Annotated in this window: 13 protein-coding genes and 1 riboswitch; all 13 genes read left to right on the forward strand. The window is 67.7% G+C overall.

Annotated elements, in window-relative coordinates; translation table 11 throughout:
- Positions 1–430 precede the first annotated feature (430 nt).
- The 13 genes from rpsB (at position 431) to J1M36_RS11845 (ending at position 12,579) form a co-directional block, all read left to right on the forward strand.
- Positions 431–1,288: a 30S ribosomal protein S2 gene (rpsB, locus tag J1M36_RS11785; RefSeq protein WP_193519694.1), complete on the forward strand. Its 858-nt coding sequence runs from the start codon at positions 431–433 to the stop codon at positions 1,286–1,288.
- Between the two features lie 114 nt (positions 1,289–1,402).
- On the forward strand, positions 1,403–2,233 hold the full coding sequence (gene tsf, locus J1M36_RS11790; protein WP_085106658.1) for a translation elongation factor Ts: 831 nt from the start codon (positions 1,403–1,405) through the stop codon (positions 2,231–2,233).
- Positions 2,234–2,433: 200 nt separating this feature from the next.
- Positions 2,434–3,210 carry a UMP kinase gene (gene pyrH, locus J1M36_RS11795; RefSeq protein ID WP_064845980.1) on the forward strand — a complete coding sequence of 259 codons (777 nt, stop codon included), beginning with the start codon at positions 2,434–2,436 and terminating at the stop codon, positions 3,208–3,210.
- 119 nt (positions 3,211–3,329) lie between these two features.
- The gene (frr, locus tag J1M36_RS11800) at positions 3,330–3,887 is read left to right on the forward strand and encodes a ribosome recycling factor (protein WP_035963538.1); all 558 of its coding nucleotides are present in this window, start codon (positions 3,330–3,332) and stop codon (positions 3,885–3,887) included.
- Complete coding sequence (locus J1M36_RS11805) at positions 3,887–4,861, forward strand: phosphatidate cytidylyltransferase (RefSeq protein WP_206479806.1); 975 nt, start codon at positions 3,887–3,889, stop codon at positions 4,859–4,861. The genes frr and J1M36_RS11805 overlap by 1 nt, the downstream gene beginning before the upstream one ends.
- An 85-nt stretch (positions 4,862–4,946) precedes the next feature.
- Positions 4,947–5,690, forward strand: a complete 744-nt coding sequence (locus J1M36_RS11810) for a DivIVA domain-containing protein (RefSeq protein ID WP_064845978.1) — start codon at positions 4,947–4,949, stop codon at positions 5,688–5,690.
- Positions 5,691–5,851: 161 nt separating this feature from the next.
- Positions 5,852–6,241, forward strand: a complete 390-nt coding sequence (locus J1M36_RS11815; RefSeq protein WP_064845977.1) for a DUF485 domain-containing protein — start codon at positions 5,852–5,854, stop codon at positions 6,239–6,241.
- Positions 6,238–7,878: a cation acetate symporter gene (locus J1M36_RS11820; RefSeq protein ID WP_064845976.1), complete on the forward strand. Its 1,641-nt coding sequence runs from the start codon at positions 6,238–6,240 to the stop codon at positions 7,876–7,878. The genes J1M36_RS11815 and J1M36_RS11820 overlap by 4 nt, the downstream gene beginning before the upstream one ends.
- A gap of 161 nt (positions 7,879–8,039) precedes the next feature.
- The gene (locus tag J1M36_RS11825) at positions 8,040–8,303 is read left to right on the forward strand and encodes a GlsB/YeaQ/YmgE family stress response membrane protein (RefSeq protein ID WP_035963529.1); all 264 of its coding nucleotides are present in this window, start codon (positions 8,040–8,042) and stop codon (positions 8,301–8,303) included.
- 162 nt (positions 8,304–8,465) lie between these two features.
- Entirely contained in the window at positions 8,466–9,725 is a 1,260-nt protein-coding gene (gene dxr / locus J1M36_RS11830) for a 1-deoxy-D-xylulose-5-phosphate reductoisomerase (protein ID WP_206479947.1), read from the forward strand.
- Between the two features lie 53 nt (positions 9,726–9,778).
- Positions 9,779–9,893: riboswitch (SAM riboswitch) on the forward strand.
- A 96-nt stretch (positions 9,894–9,989) separates the two neighbouring features.
- Complete coding sequence (locus tag J1M36_RS11835; RefSeq protein WP_206399333.1) at positions 9,990–10,874, forward strand: MetQ/NlpA family ABC transporter substrate-binding protein; 885 nt, start codon at positions 9,990–9,992, stop codon at positions 10,872–10,874.
- Entirely contained in the window at positions 10,871–11,923 is a 1,053-nt protein-coding gene (locus J1M36_RS11840; RefSeq protein ID WP_064845974.1) for a methionine ABC transporter ATP-binding protein, read from the forward strand. Before J1M36_RS11835 ends, J1M36_RS11840 begins: the two co-directional genes overlap by 4 nt.
- Entirely contained in the window at positions 11,923–12,579 is a 657-nt protein-coding gene (locus J1M36_RS11845) for a methionine ABC transporter permease (protein WP_035963525.1), read from the forward strand. The genes J1M36_RS11840 and J1M36_RS11845 overlap by 1 nt, the downstream gene beginning before the upstream one ends.
- The last annotated feature ends 158 nt before the right edge of the window (positions 12,580–12,737 follow it).

A 12,737-nucleotide genomic window follows, 5' to 3' on the forward strand; every position in this document is an offset into this window, starting at 1 on the left:
CGTTGGAACGGGTGGGTGACGAGGAATGGGCGGGGCGGCGTCGTCGTGACCGGAGGAACACATGACGACAGCGTGCGGCAGCCCGGTCCGAAGGGGCGGGGTGGCGCTCCGATGTGGAGCGAGGACGCCGCGCGATGCTGTATCCTACAGGGTGCAGTCACTCTGCCATTGGTTCGCCGTGCCCGCTCGCGGGTGCGCGCCAATGCGGGATGGCTGACTTCGCGCGCGAGGGAACCCACGGCGGACACGGTCCGCCCGGGTGCGTGGTCCTCGGTCCGAGGCCCCGGTTACCGGGTGGTCGCGGTATGGAACCACGGGAGCCTGCTCCACGAGTAGGACTCACGAATCGCGCCAGGGACCGGCACGGCCGGTCGACAACCGTAAACACCGAGACGGCCCGCGGGCCGTCCATTATTCATGAGGAGACGACATGCCTGTCGTTACCATGCGCCAGATGCTCGACAACGGCGTCCACTTCGGCCACCAGACCCGTCGCTGGAACCCGAAGATGAAGCGCTTCATCTTCACCGAGCGCAACGGCATCTACATCATCGACCTTCAGCAGTCGCTGGGCTTCATCGACAAGGCCTACGAGGCCGTCAAGTCGACCGTGGCCCACGGCGGCACCATTCTCTTCGTCGGCACCAAGAAGCAGGCGCAGGAAGCGATCGCCGAGCAGGCGACCCGCGTGGGCATGCCCTACGTGAACCACCGTTGGCTCGGTGGCATGCTCACCAACTTCCAGACGGTCTCCAAGCGGATCGACCGCATGAAGGAACTGGAAGAGGTCGACTTCGACGACGTCGCCGGCTCGCAGTACACCAAGAAGGAATTGCTGCTGCTGCGCCGCGAGAAGGAGAAGCTGGAGCGCACGCTCGGCGGCATCCGCAACCTCACCAAGACCCCGTCCCTGGTCTGGATCGTGGACACCAAGAAGGAACACCTCGCGGTGGACGAGGCGCAGAAGCTCGGCGTGCCGATCGTCGCGATCCTCGACACCAACTGCGATCCGGACGAGGTCGCGTTCCCGATCCCGGGTAACGACGATTCCATCCGCTCCGTCTCACTGCTCACCCGCGTGATCGCCGACGCCGTGGCCGAGGGCCTCATGGAGCGCAACAACGGCAAGTCCAACGCCGTCGAGGAGCCCATGGCCGAGTGGGAGCGCGAGCTGCTGGAACAGCACAAGGAGCAGACCGCCGAGCAGGCGGCCCCGGCCGAGCAGGCCGCGCCCGCCGCCGAGCAGCCCGCCGAGACCGAGCAGAAGGACGCCCCCGCCGCCGAATAAGGCCGGTGAGCGAGTTCACCTTCCATTCTTCCCGGTGACCCATCGTGGTGACCGGAACCGTGCCGGGCGTCCTGAGGCGTCCGGCACGGACGAACCGACAACAGAGGAGTTCACATGGCGAACTACACCGCTGCCGACATCAAGGCCCTGCGCGAGCGCACGGGTGCCGGGATGCTGGACGTCAAGAAGGCCCTGGATGAGGCCGACGGTGACGCCCAGAAGGCCCAGGAGATCATCCGCGTCAAGGGCCTCAAGGGTGTGACCAAGCGCGAGGGTCGCTCGACCGCCGAGGGCATCATTGTGGCCCGCACCGAGAACAACGTGGGCTACATGGTCGAGGTCAACTCCGAGACCGACTTCGTGGCCAAGTCCGCCCCGTTCGTGGAGTTCGGCAACAAGGTGCTCGACGCCGCCGTGGCCTCCGACGCCGCGGACCTCGAGTCCCTGCTGGCCGCCCAGGTGGACGGCAAGACCATCTCCGATCTCGTGACCGAGACCGGTGCGCTGCTGGGCGAGAAGGTCGTCGTGCGTCGTGTGGCCCGTGTGGCCGGTGACCACGTGGCCGTGTACCTGCACAAGACCTCCAAGGACCTGCCCGCCCAGGTGGGTGTCCTGCTGGCCGTGTCCGGTGCTGACGCCGAGACCGCCGCGCACGACGTTGCCGTGCACATCGCCGCGATGTCCCCGTCCTTCCTCTCCGAGGAGGACGTCCCCGCGGAGACCGTGGAGAACGAGAAGCGCGTCGCGGAGGAAACCGCTCGCAACGAGGGCAAGCCCGAGAAGATCATCCCGAACATCGTCCAGGGTCGCCTGAAGGGCTACTACAAGGACGTCGTGCTCGTGGACCAGGACTTCGCCAAGGACGCCAAGAAGTCCGTGGGCCAGGTGCTGTCCGAGGCCGGCGCCACCGCCACCGCGTTCGCGCGGTTCCGCGTGGGGGCCTGAGCACCCGTTCGCGGGGTCCCGCGTGCGCCGAGCACGTGAGGCCCACAGCGACGTCTCGACGGGAGACCGTCGCGCGTCCCGCACTGAAGCGGCGGGGCACCACTGGGGGACCGGGGGTGCCCCGCCGCTTCTGTATGCTGGAGGGCGGTCTGCCACGGGCGGGCCGCCTCATGACCACGAATCGGCCCCCGGGAGGATCCATGCCCAGCATCATCGAATCGGAACCCCAGGACGAGGCCCTCGGCGGGGACCGGCAGCTGCGGCGCACCGAACCGGCACGTCGCAGGGTCCTGCTCAAGCTCTCGGGCGAGGTCTTCGGTGGCGGCAGCGTGGGCGTGGACACCTCGGTGGTGCGTGAGATCGCCGAACAGATCGCCGCGACCGTGGGCCGCGTGGAGACCTCCGTGGTGGTCGGTGGCGGCAACTTCTTCCGCGGCGCGGAGCTCTCCCAGGCCGGGATGGACCGTTCGCGCGCCGACTACATGGGCATGCTGGGCACCGTGATGAACTGCCTGGCGCTGCAGGACTTCCTGGAGCAGTGCGGCGTGGACACGCGCGTGCAGTCCGCCATCAAGATGGAGCAGGTCGCGGAGACCTACATCCCCCGCCGTGCGATCCGCCACATGGAGAAGGACCGCGTGGTGATCTTCGGTGCGGGTGCGGGCCTGCCCTACTTCTCCACGGACACCGTGGCCGCGCAGCGCGCCCTGGAGGTGCACGCGAGCGAGGTCCTCATGGCCAAGAACGGTGTGGACGGCGTCTACACCGCGGACCCGCGTAAGGACCCGGACGCGCAGCGTCTCGCGAGCCTCACATACGACCAGGCAATCGCGCGGGACATCCGCGTGATGGACCAGACCGCGTTCGCGCTGTGCCGCGACAACAACGTGACCATGCGCGTGTTCGGCATGGAGGGCGCGGGCAACGTGACCCGCGCGGTGCTGGGCGAGGAGATCGGGACCCTGGTCACCCCGTAAGGTCTCGCGGGCCGTCGCATCGCGCGACCAGCCACCCCCTGCCCGTTAGAGTGGGGAGAACGAACCGTCGCCACCGGCGTCAGTACCGCCGGCCGGCCAGCTCATAAGGAGAAACACCCGTGATTTCAGATGTCCTCTCGGATGCCACGACCAAGATGGGTAAGGCGGTGGACGCCGCCAAGACGGACTTCTCCACGGTTCGTACCGGCCGGGCCAACCCGGCGCTGTTCTCGAGCCTGCTCGTGGAGTACTACGGCACGCCCACCCCGCTGCAGCAGCTCGCGTCGTTCCAGACCCCCGAGGCCCGCACCCTGCTGATCACCCCCTACGACCGCAGCGCTCTCAACGACATCGAGAAGGCCCTGCGGGACTCGGATATCGGCGCGAACCCCGCCAACGACGGCAACGTGATTCGCGTGGTCATGCCCGAGCTCACCGAGGAGCGCCGCAAGGAGTACGTGAAGATTGTCTCGAACAAGGCGGAAGAGGGCCGGGTGTCCGTGCGCAACGTGCGCCGCCACGCTAAGGAGGCCATCGAGAAGCTCGTCAAGGACGGTGAGGTCGGCGAGGACGACGGCAAGCGCGGCGAGAAGGACCTGGACGCTGCGACCAAGAAACACATCGACCAGATCGACGATCTGCTTAAGAACAAGGAAGCCGAACTGCTCGGCGCCTGATGGCATCGGCTGATTCCCCCGGCTCCCCGCACCGCGACACCCGCCAGCCGTCTCCCGCCCCGGCGGGGGAGCAGGGGCGGGCGCACGACCCCCTGGTCACCACGGGCTCGCTGCGGCAGGCCCTCACCCGCCCCTTACAGCGCAGCACCGAGCACAAGGCCCCCTCGCGGGCGGGCCGTAACCTCCCGGCCGCCGTGGCCGTGGCCGTCGTGCTCATCGGCGCGCTCGTCACGGGGCTGTTCTTCGTCCCGCTCGTACTGGCCCTGCTGGCCGGGACCGCGGCGGGTATCGGGGTGTGGGAGATCGCGCGGTCACTGACCTACAAGGGCGTGCAGATCCCGCAGGTCCCCGCGGTGATCGCGGCGGTGCTCATGCCGCTCGCGGCGTTCTTCGGCGGGGCGGAGGCGCTGTCCATGGCGCTCGTGCTCGCCGTGACGCTCGTGGTGGTGTGGCGGGCCTTCGGGCCCAAGCAGGGGATGATGCTGTCCATCATGGGCTCGGTGTTCGCGCTCGTGTGGGCCTCGTTCCTGCTGAGTACGGCGGTGCTGCTCTACCACTCCCCGGACGGCCCCCACAAGGTCCTCACGATCATCCTGCTGGCCGTCAGCTCCGATACCTTCGGCTACGCGGTGGGGGTCGTATGGGGCAAACACCCCATGGCCCGCAAGATCTCTCCCAAGAAGTCGTGGGAGGGTTTCGCCGGATCCGTGGGCGGTGCCGTGGTCGTGGGCGTACTGTGCGCGCTTTTCCTCGTGGAGATGCCGTGGTGGCAGGGCGCGGTCCTGGCGGTCGCGATCGTCGTCGTGGCCACCGTGGGCGACTTCTCCGAGTCCATGATCAAGCGGGAGATCGGGATCAAGGACATGGGGACCCTGCTGCCTGGTCACGGCGGAGTGATGGATCGCATCGACTCCATCGTCTTCGCCGTGATCACCGGCTACGTGATCTTCGAACTGTTCACCGTCCTGGGGTGACGCGGTCGCGGGCCGACCGCCCGCGCGCCCGGGACGCACGGACGCCGCCCCTCGCGGGTCGCGTCCCGGCCGCGGAAGGGCGGGTATGAGTACTCAGCAACGTTTCGATCGCCTCGGCGAGCGGGCCTGGGGTTACGACCCCGCCCAGGTGGACGACTTCCTGGACCGCCTCGCCGCGGTCATGCATACGACGACGCTGCCCGCCCCCGGTGGCCACGCGGACCCGGTCGCGGGCCCCGGGACGGTCGCTGAGCCGGTCGTTGACCCGGCCGATGTCACGGACCCCGTCACCGCCGAGGACTCTGCTGCGTCCGCGGACACCGCCGGGGCGACCGACGCGGACCGTGAACCCGAGAGCGCGGAGGCGGCGCAGCGGCGTCGTCGGCTGGGCAGCCGGCAGGTGCGCGAGCGCGTGTTCGACCGCGTCAAGGGCGGTTACGACCCCGGAGCGGTGGACGCCCACCTGGACGCCGTGGAGGACGAGCTGTTCGCGCGGGAGAAGGCCGCGTTCGTGGCCGAGCACGGCGCCCGGCGCTGGGAGGAGCACCTGGAGCTGTTGGCCGGGCTGTTGCTGGGGCGGCTCAACCGCCCGCACGGTGAACGCTTCCGCCGGCCGAGTTCGCACCGCACGCTGGGTTACGCGGCGGCGGACGTGGACGTGCTGTGCGACCGGCTCATGGACGCGTTGCGCGGTGAACCCGAGGTGGACCCGCGGCTCGTGAGGACGGCGGTCTTTCGATCCGCCCAGGGTCAGCGCAGCTACGAGGAACAACAGGTGGACGCGTTCCTGGACCGGGCCGTGGAGTTCGTCCTGGCCATGCGGCCGTAGCGGCGCGCCATGACGCTGAATGTATACACAGATCGATCAAAATTGTAAGGTGGGCTAACCAAACCGCGAATTTCAGGGGTTTTTCGACGTTGTGACGGGCATGTCTTGTGTCATTGGATACACAGTGCGTACTGTGGTGGCCATCACACAAGGAGGCACACATGGCGTCCACGCCCCCTGTCGACCCCAACGGTTCCACGGCAACCCGGGGCATCGACTTCCCCGCGGTCCAGCGTTCGCACGAGTTCCAACGGCTGCGCTCGACCCACCGATCCTTCGTCTTCCCCCTGGCCATCGCGTTCCTGGTCTGGTACCTGCTCTACGTGGTCCTCGCCATCTACGCGCCGGGCTTCATGTCCACGCGGGTCGTGGGCAACGTCAACCTGGGTCTGATCCTGGGTCTGCTGCAGTTCGTCACCACATTCGGGATCACCGCCGCGTACGTGAGCTTCGCCAACCGCAAGCTCGATCCGCAGGCCACCGCGTTGCGTGAGGACCTCGAATCCACTTCCGGCCACCGGGCCGACGACCACCAGGAGGCCCGGCCATGATCGCCGTCCCCGCCCTCTCGACACCCGCGGTGCACCTGGCGGAGACCGCCACGTCCACCGTGGGCAACCCCGCGATCAATATCTCGATCTTCCTGGCGTTCGTGCTCGTGACGCTCGTGGTCGTGATCCGGGCGTCCAAGTCCACCGCCACGGCCGCGGACTACTACGCGGGTGGGCGCTCGTTCTCCGGGACCCAGAACGGTCTGGCCATCGCGGGTGACTACCTCTCCGCGGCGTCGTTCCTGGGCATCGTGGGCGCGATCGCCCTGCAGGGCTACGACGGGTTCCTGTACTCGATCGGCTTCTTCGTCGCGTGGCTCGTAGCCCTGCTACTGATCGCCGAGCCGCTGCGCAACACCGGCAAGTTCACCATGGCGGACGTGCTCTCGTTCCGATTGCGGCAGAGGCCCGTGCGGGTCGCGGCGTCCATCTCCACCCTGGCCGTGACGTTCTTCTACCTCCTGGCGCAAATGGCCGGGGCGGGGGCCCTGGTGTCCCTGCTGCTGGGGATCGGCTCCCGGGCCGGGCAGTCCCTGGTGATCGTGATCGTGGGCGTCATCATGATCGTCTACGTGCTCGTGGGCGGCATGAAGGGCACCACATGGGTGCAAATCATCAAGGCGTGCCTGCTCGTATCCGGCGTCGCCGTGATGACCGTGTGGATCCTGGTCTTGTTCGGGTTCAATTTCTCGACCATGCTCGGCGCGGCCGTGGAGACGAACAACAACCCCGCGATGCTCGATCCCGGACTGAAGTACGGCGTGAGCGAGATCTCCAAGCTGGACTTCATCTCGCTGGGTCTGGCCCTCGTCCTGGGCGCCGCCGGCCTGCCGCACGTGCTCATGCGCTTCTATACGGTGCCCACCGCCAAGGAGGCCCGCAAGTCCGTGGTTTGGGCGATCACTCTGATCGGCTTATTCTACCTCTTCACCCTGGTGCTCGGGTTCGGTGCGGCCGCGCTGATCGGTGCGGACCGGATCAAGGGCGCGCCTGGTGGTGTGAACTCGGCGGCTCCGTTGCTCGCGTACGAACTCGGCGGGTCCATCCTCATGGGTCTGATTGCGGCGGTCGCGTTCGCCACGATCCTCGCCGTGGTCGCCGGTCTGGCTATCACGGCCTCCGCGTCCTTCGCACACGACATCTACACGTCCGTGATCAAGAAGGGCACCTCGGACCCGCGTCAGGAACTGCGGGTGGCCAAGACCACCGTGGTGGTCATCGGCCTGATCTCGGTCGCCGGCGGCATTGGCGCGCAGGGTCAAAACGTGGCGTTCCTCGTGGCCCTCGCCTTCGCGGTGGCGGCCTCCGCCAATCTGCCCACCATCCTCTACTCGCTCTACTGGAAGCGCTTCACCACGCGCGGCGCGGTATTGTCCATGTACGGCGGGCTGATCATCTCCGTGGTGCTCATTATCTTCTCCCCGGTGATGTCCGGATCGGAGACCTCCATGATCCCCGGCGCGGACTTCGCGTTCTACCCGCTGTCCAACCCCGGCATCATCTCGATCCCGGCGTCCTTCCTGCTCGGTTTCCTGGGCTCGCTCAGCGAGCGCCGGCCGGAGGACCCGCGCAAGCAGTCCGAGATGGAAGTGCGTTCCCTCACGGGAGTGGGAGCGGAGAAGGCCGTCTCGCACTGACCTGGTTCACCGCCCCTTGACACGGCCGCCGTGTCCGGTTTCATCCGGACGCGGCGGCCCGTGTAGCGTTGGTGTCTGGTACTACACTGTGAACCAGTTCGCTGACCACATGCGGTTGCGGAACACCGCAAACGCGCACAACGAGAACCAGAGGTGGAGAAATGGGCATCATTAGCTGGATCATCCTCGGTCTGATCGCCGGCGCGCTCGCCAAGCTGATCCTTCCGGGCAAGCAGGGTGGCGGGATCATCGTCACCATCATCCTCGGCATCGTGGGGGCCTTCCTGGGCGGCTGGCTGGGTAGCTTCATCCCCGGCCTGAGCGACGGGATCAACAGCTTCAGCATCGGCACGATCATCACGTCCGTGATCGGCGCGATCATCGTGCTGCTCATCTACGGCGCCGTCGTCGGCCGCCGTCGCTGAATCATCCGCGGGTCCTGAACGGGCCATCCACACAAGGGCGTCACCTCCGGGTGGCGCCCTTGTCGTATCTCCCGTGTCGTGCGTCCGGAGTCGTGTGCTCGGTGCCGTGCGTGCGGGGTGCGGCGCTCACGCGATACTGGGGTCATGACTTCCTCCACCGGCATGACCCCCGATCTCGACTCCGCCACCCGGCAGGCCCCCCGGCGCCTCGTGATCCTGGGGTCCACGGGATCCATCGGGACGCAGGCGCTCGACGTCGTGTCCGAGGCCGCGGGGCTGCGCCGGCCCGTCTCGGATGCCACCCACGAGCCCTTCGAGGTCGTGGCGCTCGCCGCGGGCGCGGGTCACCTCGAGCTGCTCGCTCAGCAGGCCGTGACGTTCGGTGTCCGTGCGGTGGGCACGAGCGGTACGGCGGACGACGCCACCCGGTTGCGTGAGCTGATCGCGGACCGGTCACGCGCGGCGTCGTCGGCGGCACCCGAGGTCCTGTATGGGCCGGACGCTGCAACCCGGATCGCGCAGTGGGAGGGTTCGGACCTCGTGCTGAACGGGATCACCGGGAGCATCGGGCTCGCACCCACCCTGGCGGCGCTGGGAGCGGGTCGGCGGGTGGCGCTCGCGAACAAGGAGTCCCTGATCGCGGGCGGTCCGCTCGTGTTGCGCGCAGCGGCGGACACGGGCCTCGAGGACGCGCTGATCCCCGTGGACTCCGAACACTCGGCGATCGCCCAGGCCCTGCGCTCCGGGACGGCCTCCGAGGTGCGTCGGCTCGTGCTCACGGCGTCCGGCGGACCGTTCCGCGGCATGACGCGCGAGCAGCTCACGCGTGTGACACCCGAACAGGCCCTGCAGCACCCCACGTGGGACATGGGGGTCATGGTCACCACGAACTCCGCGACCATGGTCAACAAGGCACTGGAGGTGCTCGAGGCGAGCCTACTGTTCGACGTCCCCCTGGACCGGATCGACGTCACGGTGCATCCGCAATCGGTCGTGCACTCCATGGTGGAGTTCGTGGACGGATCCACCCTGGCGCAGGCGTCCCCGCCGGACATGCGCCTGCCCATCGCGCTCGGAATCGGCTGGCCCCACCGCGTGACCGGCGCCGCCGCGGGGTGCGACTGGACCCGGGCCGCACAGTGGACGTTCGAACCGCTCGATTCGCAGGCGTTCCCCGCCGTGGAGCTCATGAAGCACGCGGGTTCGCGCGGCGGGACGTGGCCCGCGGTGTTCAACGCCGCCAACGAGCAGGCCGTGCACGCGTTCCACCGCGGGGCGCTCGGCTTCACGCAGATCGTGGACATGGTCGAGCGTGTGCTGGAGGATCACGACGGCGTCACGCGGCCCACCCTCGAGGACGTCCTGGGGGCGGAGGAGTGGGCCCGGGCCCGCGCGGACGAACGTATCGCCGGGATGGCATAGGGCCCTTCCGGCGGTCGCCGGCCCATGGCAGGGCCGTGCTAAAATTCCGAGTGGATGACGAGATCCGGCGCGTAGCTCTGGCTGGCCGGACGGCAACCCTCTCCCGTAGCGGGGTGCCCCAGATGACCATCCGGTCGCGGTTGCAACAGATCACGGCAAGTGCGGTTCCCCGGAAATCAGCACGTGCCCGTCCCGTGTGCCCTCATCCAGGGGGGACTGTTCGCCCCGCGAGTCCCCGTCACAGACCCCTGGAAAGGCATGATCATGCGAACCAAGCGTTTGATTCCCGTCGTGTTGGCCACCACCCTGGGCCTCACCCTCACCGCGTGCGGCGGCGGCTCCGACAACTCGGACCCGGCCGCGGACGGCAAGATCACCGTCGGGATCGTGGGCTCGACCCCCGTGCAGGACGCGTTGAAGCAGGTCGCCGCGGACAACGACATCACGGTCGAGTACGTGGACTTCAGTGACTACAGCCAGCCGAACCCCGCTCTGAAGAGCGGTGACATCGACATGAACTGGTTCCAGCACATCGCGTACCTCGCCGATTACAACAACAACTCCGGGGACACCATCACTCCCGTGGGCTCCACGTCCATCTTCCCGCTGGGGCTGTACTCCAAGAGCGTGAAATCCGTGGGTGACTTCAAGCAGGGTGACGAGATCGCCGTGCCGAACGACTCGATCAACCTGTCCCGCGCCCTGAACCTCTTGCACCAGCAGGGTCTCGTGGAGTTCACCAAGGACACGATCGCCCCCACCGAGCAGGACATCGACACTGCCAAGTCCAAGGTCACGGTCCGCCCGGTCTCCGCCGAGCAGACCGTGCTGTCCATGGACTCAGTGGCCGCCTCCGTGGTCAACAACGACTTCCTGGACCGCGCGAACATCGATCCCAAGTCCGCGCTGGCTCAGGACGATCCCACCGCGGACAGCGCCAAGGTGTACGACAACCTCTTCGCCGCGACCGAGGCGAACGCGGACAACGAGACCCTGAAGAAGGTCGCGAGCTTCTACTACGACGACAAGGTCCAGGAGGCGGAGAAGACCGAGACCAAGGGCACCGCGGTGCCCACCAAGGTGGATCAGCAGGAGCTCAAGGACTTGCTGGCCCGCTACTCGCAGGACCTCAAGGAGCAGACCAAGTGAGCCCGTCCGCCACGGCGGACACCCTGGTCAGTTTCCGGGACGTGAGCAAGGTCTTCGTCACGGGGTCCAAACGCCGCCCGCGCACCGTGACCGCGGTGGACTCCGTGGACCTGGACATCCGCCGCGGTGAGATCTTCGCGGTGATCGGCTACTCGGGGGCGGGCAAGTCCACCCTCGTGCGGCTGATCAACGGCCTGGAACCGATCTCGTCCGGGACGCTCGAGGTCGCCGGTAACCGTGTGGACGGGCGCAGCGAGTCCCAGCTGGCGCCCATCCGCCGCAAGATCGGGATGATCTTCCAGCAGTTCAACCTGTTCACGTCACGCACCGTGGCGGGCAACATCGAGTACCCGCTCAAGCGTGCCGGGTGGAAGCCCGAGGAACGCAAGGCGCGGGTCGCGGAACTGTTGGAGTTCGTGGGCTTGACCGAGCGCGCCGGGAACTACCCCGAGCAGCTCTCGGGTGGTCAGAAGCAGCGCGTGGGGATCGCCCGCGCGCTCGCGAGCAATCCCGAACTGCTGCTCGCGGACGAGTCCACCTCGGCGTTGGACCCGGAGACCACCCAGGAGGTCCTGGGTCTGCTCAAGCGCGTCAACCGTGAGCTGGGGATCACCATCGTGTTGATCACCCACGAGATGGACGTGGTGCGGGCCACCGCGGACCGCGTGGCCGTGATGGACAGCGGTCGGGTGGTGGAGACCGGGACCACCGCGGAGGTCTTCGCCCACCCGCGGGCGCAGACCACGCGCAAGTTCGTCTCCTCGGTCACGCGCACCGTGCCGCGCGCGGACGAGATCGAGAAGCTGCGCCGGGAACACCCCGGGCGGCTCGTGCTGGTGGACGTCACCGACCAGAACCGGATCGGGGACGTGCTCTCGGACGCCGCCCGTGACGGTGTCAGCTTCAACATTGCCTTCGGGGGGATCTCCATCCTGCAGTCACAGTCCTTCGGAACGCTCACGCTGTCCCTGACCGGTTCGGACGAGTCCGTGGACCGCGCCGTCGAGAGTCTGCGCGCCGTCACCACGGTGCGGGAGGTGAGTGAGTGATGGAGTGGTCTGCTCTGGGCCCGCAGTTGTTGGACGCAACCGGGCAGACGCTGTATATGGTCTCCGTGACCCTCGTGCTGGCCGGGCTCATCGGCCTGGCCGTGGGCATGGGGCTCTACGTGACCCGGCGGGGCAGCATCCTGGAGAACGGTCCACTGTTCACCGCGCTGAACCTCCTGGTGAACTTCGTGCGTCCCATCCCGTTCATCATCCTGCTGGCCGCCCTGGGTCAGGTCACGGAATCGGTCGTGGGCACGCGCCTGGGCCCCAACGCCGCGATCTTCACCATGACCATCGGCGCTACGTTCGCGGTGGCCCGCATCGTGGAGCAGAACCTCATGACGGTGGATCCCGGGGTGATCGAGGCCGCGCGGTCCATGGGGGTCTCGCGCTGGAAGATCATCACCACGGTGATCCTGCCGGAGGCGCTCGGCCCGCTCGTGTTGGGGTACACGTTCCTGGTCATCGGCATCACGGACATGTCCGCGATGGCCGGTGCGATCGGTGCCGGTGGTCTGGGTGACTTCGCGTTGCGCCTGGGCTATCAGCGCTTCAACGACCAGGTCACGTGGGCCGCGGTGATCGTGATCATCATCCTGGTCCAGCTCGTGCAGTTCTTCGGCAACTGGCTCGCGCGCAGGATCATGCGCCGCTGACGCTCACGCGCCCCGTACCATGGCGACGCCGCCCCTGGAACATTCCGGGGGCGGCGTCGTGTTCGGCGCATCACGTGCGGCTGTAGCACGTGGGAGGAGTGGGGCACAATGGACAGTGCAACATCGCGGGGCGCGCGTCACGGGCCCCGGACGCCACT

Source organism: Kocuria sp. KRD140 (genome assembly GCF_017168375.1).
Lineage (GTDB): Bacteria > Actinomycetota > Actinomycetes > Actinomycetales > Micrococcaceae > Kocuria > Kocuria marina.

Bases quoted from the DNA above. Each gene is read 5' to 3' on its own strand.
- rpsB (WP_193519694.1), top strand. From the start codon at position 431: ATGCCTGTCGTTACCATGCGCCAGATGCTCGACAACGGCGTCCACTTC.
- tsf (WP_085106658.1), top strand. From the start codon at position 1,403: ATGGCGAACTACACCGCTGCCGACATCAAGGCCCTGCGCGAGCGCACG.
- pyrH (WP_064845980.1), top strand. From the start codon at position 2,434: ATGCCCAGCATCATCGAATCGGAACCCCAGGACGAGGCCCTCGGCGGG.
- J1M36_RS11805 (WP_206479806.1), top strand. From the start codon at position 3,887: ATGGCATCGGCTGATTCCCCCGGCTCCCCGCACCGCGACACCCGCCAG.
- J1M36_RS11810 (WP_064845978.1), top strand. From the start codon at position 4,947: ATGAGTACTCAGCAACGTTTCGATCGCCTCGGCGAGCGGGCCTGGGGT.
- J1M36_RS11815 (WP_064845977.1), top strand. From the start codon at position 5,852: ATGGCGTCCACGCCCCCTGTCGACCCCAACGGTTCCACGGCAACCCGG.
- J1M36_RS11820 (WP_064845976.1), top strand. From the start codon at position 6,238: ATGATCGCCGTCCCCGCCCTCTCGACACCCGCGGTGCACCTGGCGGAG.
- J1M36_RS11825 (WP_035963529.1), top strand. From the start codon at position 8,040: ATGGGCATCATTAGCTGGATCATCCTCGGTCTGATCGCCGGCGCGCTC.
- dxr (WP_206479947.1), top strand. From the start codon at position 8,466: ATGACCCCCGATCTCGACTCCGCCACCCGGCAGGCCCCCCGGCGCCTC.
- J1M36_RS11835 (WP_206399333.1), top strand. From the start codon at position 9,990: ATGCGAACCAAGCGTTTGATTCCCGTCGTGTTGGCCACCACCCTGGGC.
- J1M36_RS11845 (WP_035963525.1), top strand. From the start codon at position 11,923: ATGGAGTGGTCTGCTCTGGGCCCGCAGTTGTTGGACGCAACCGGGCAG.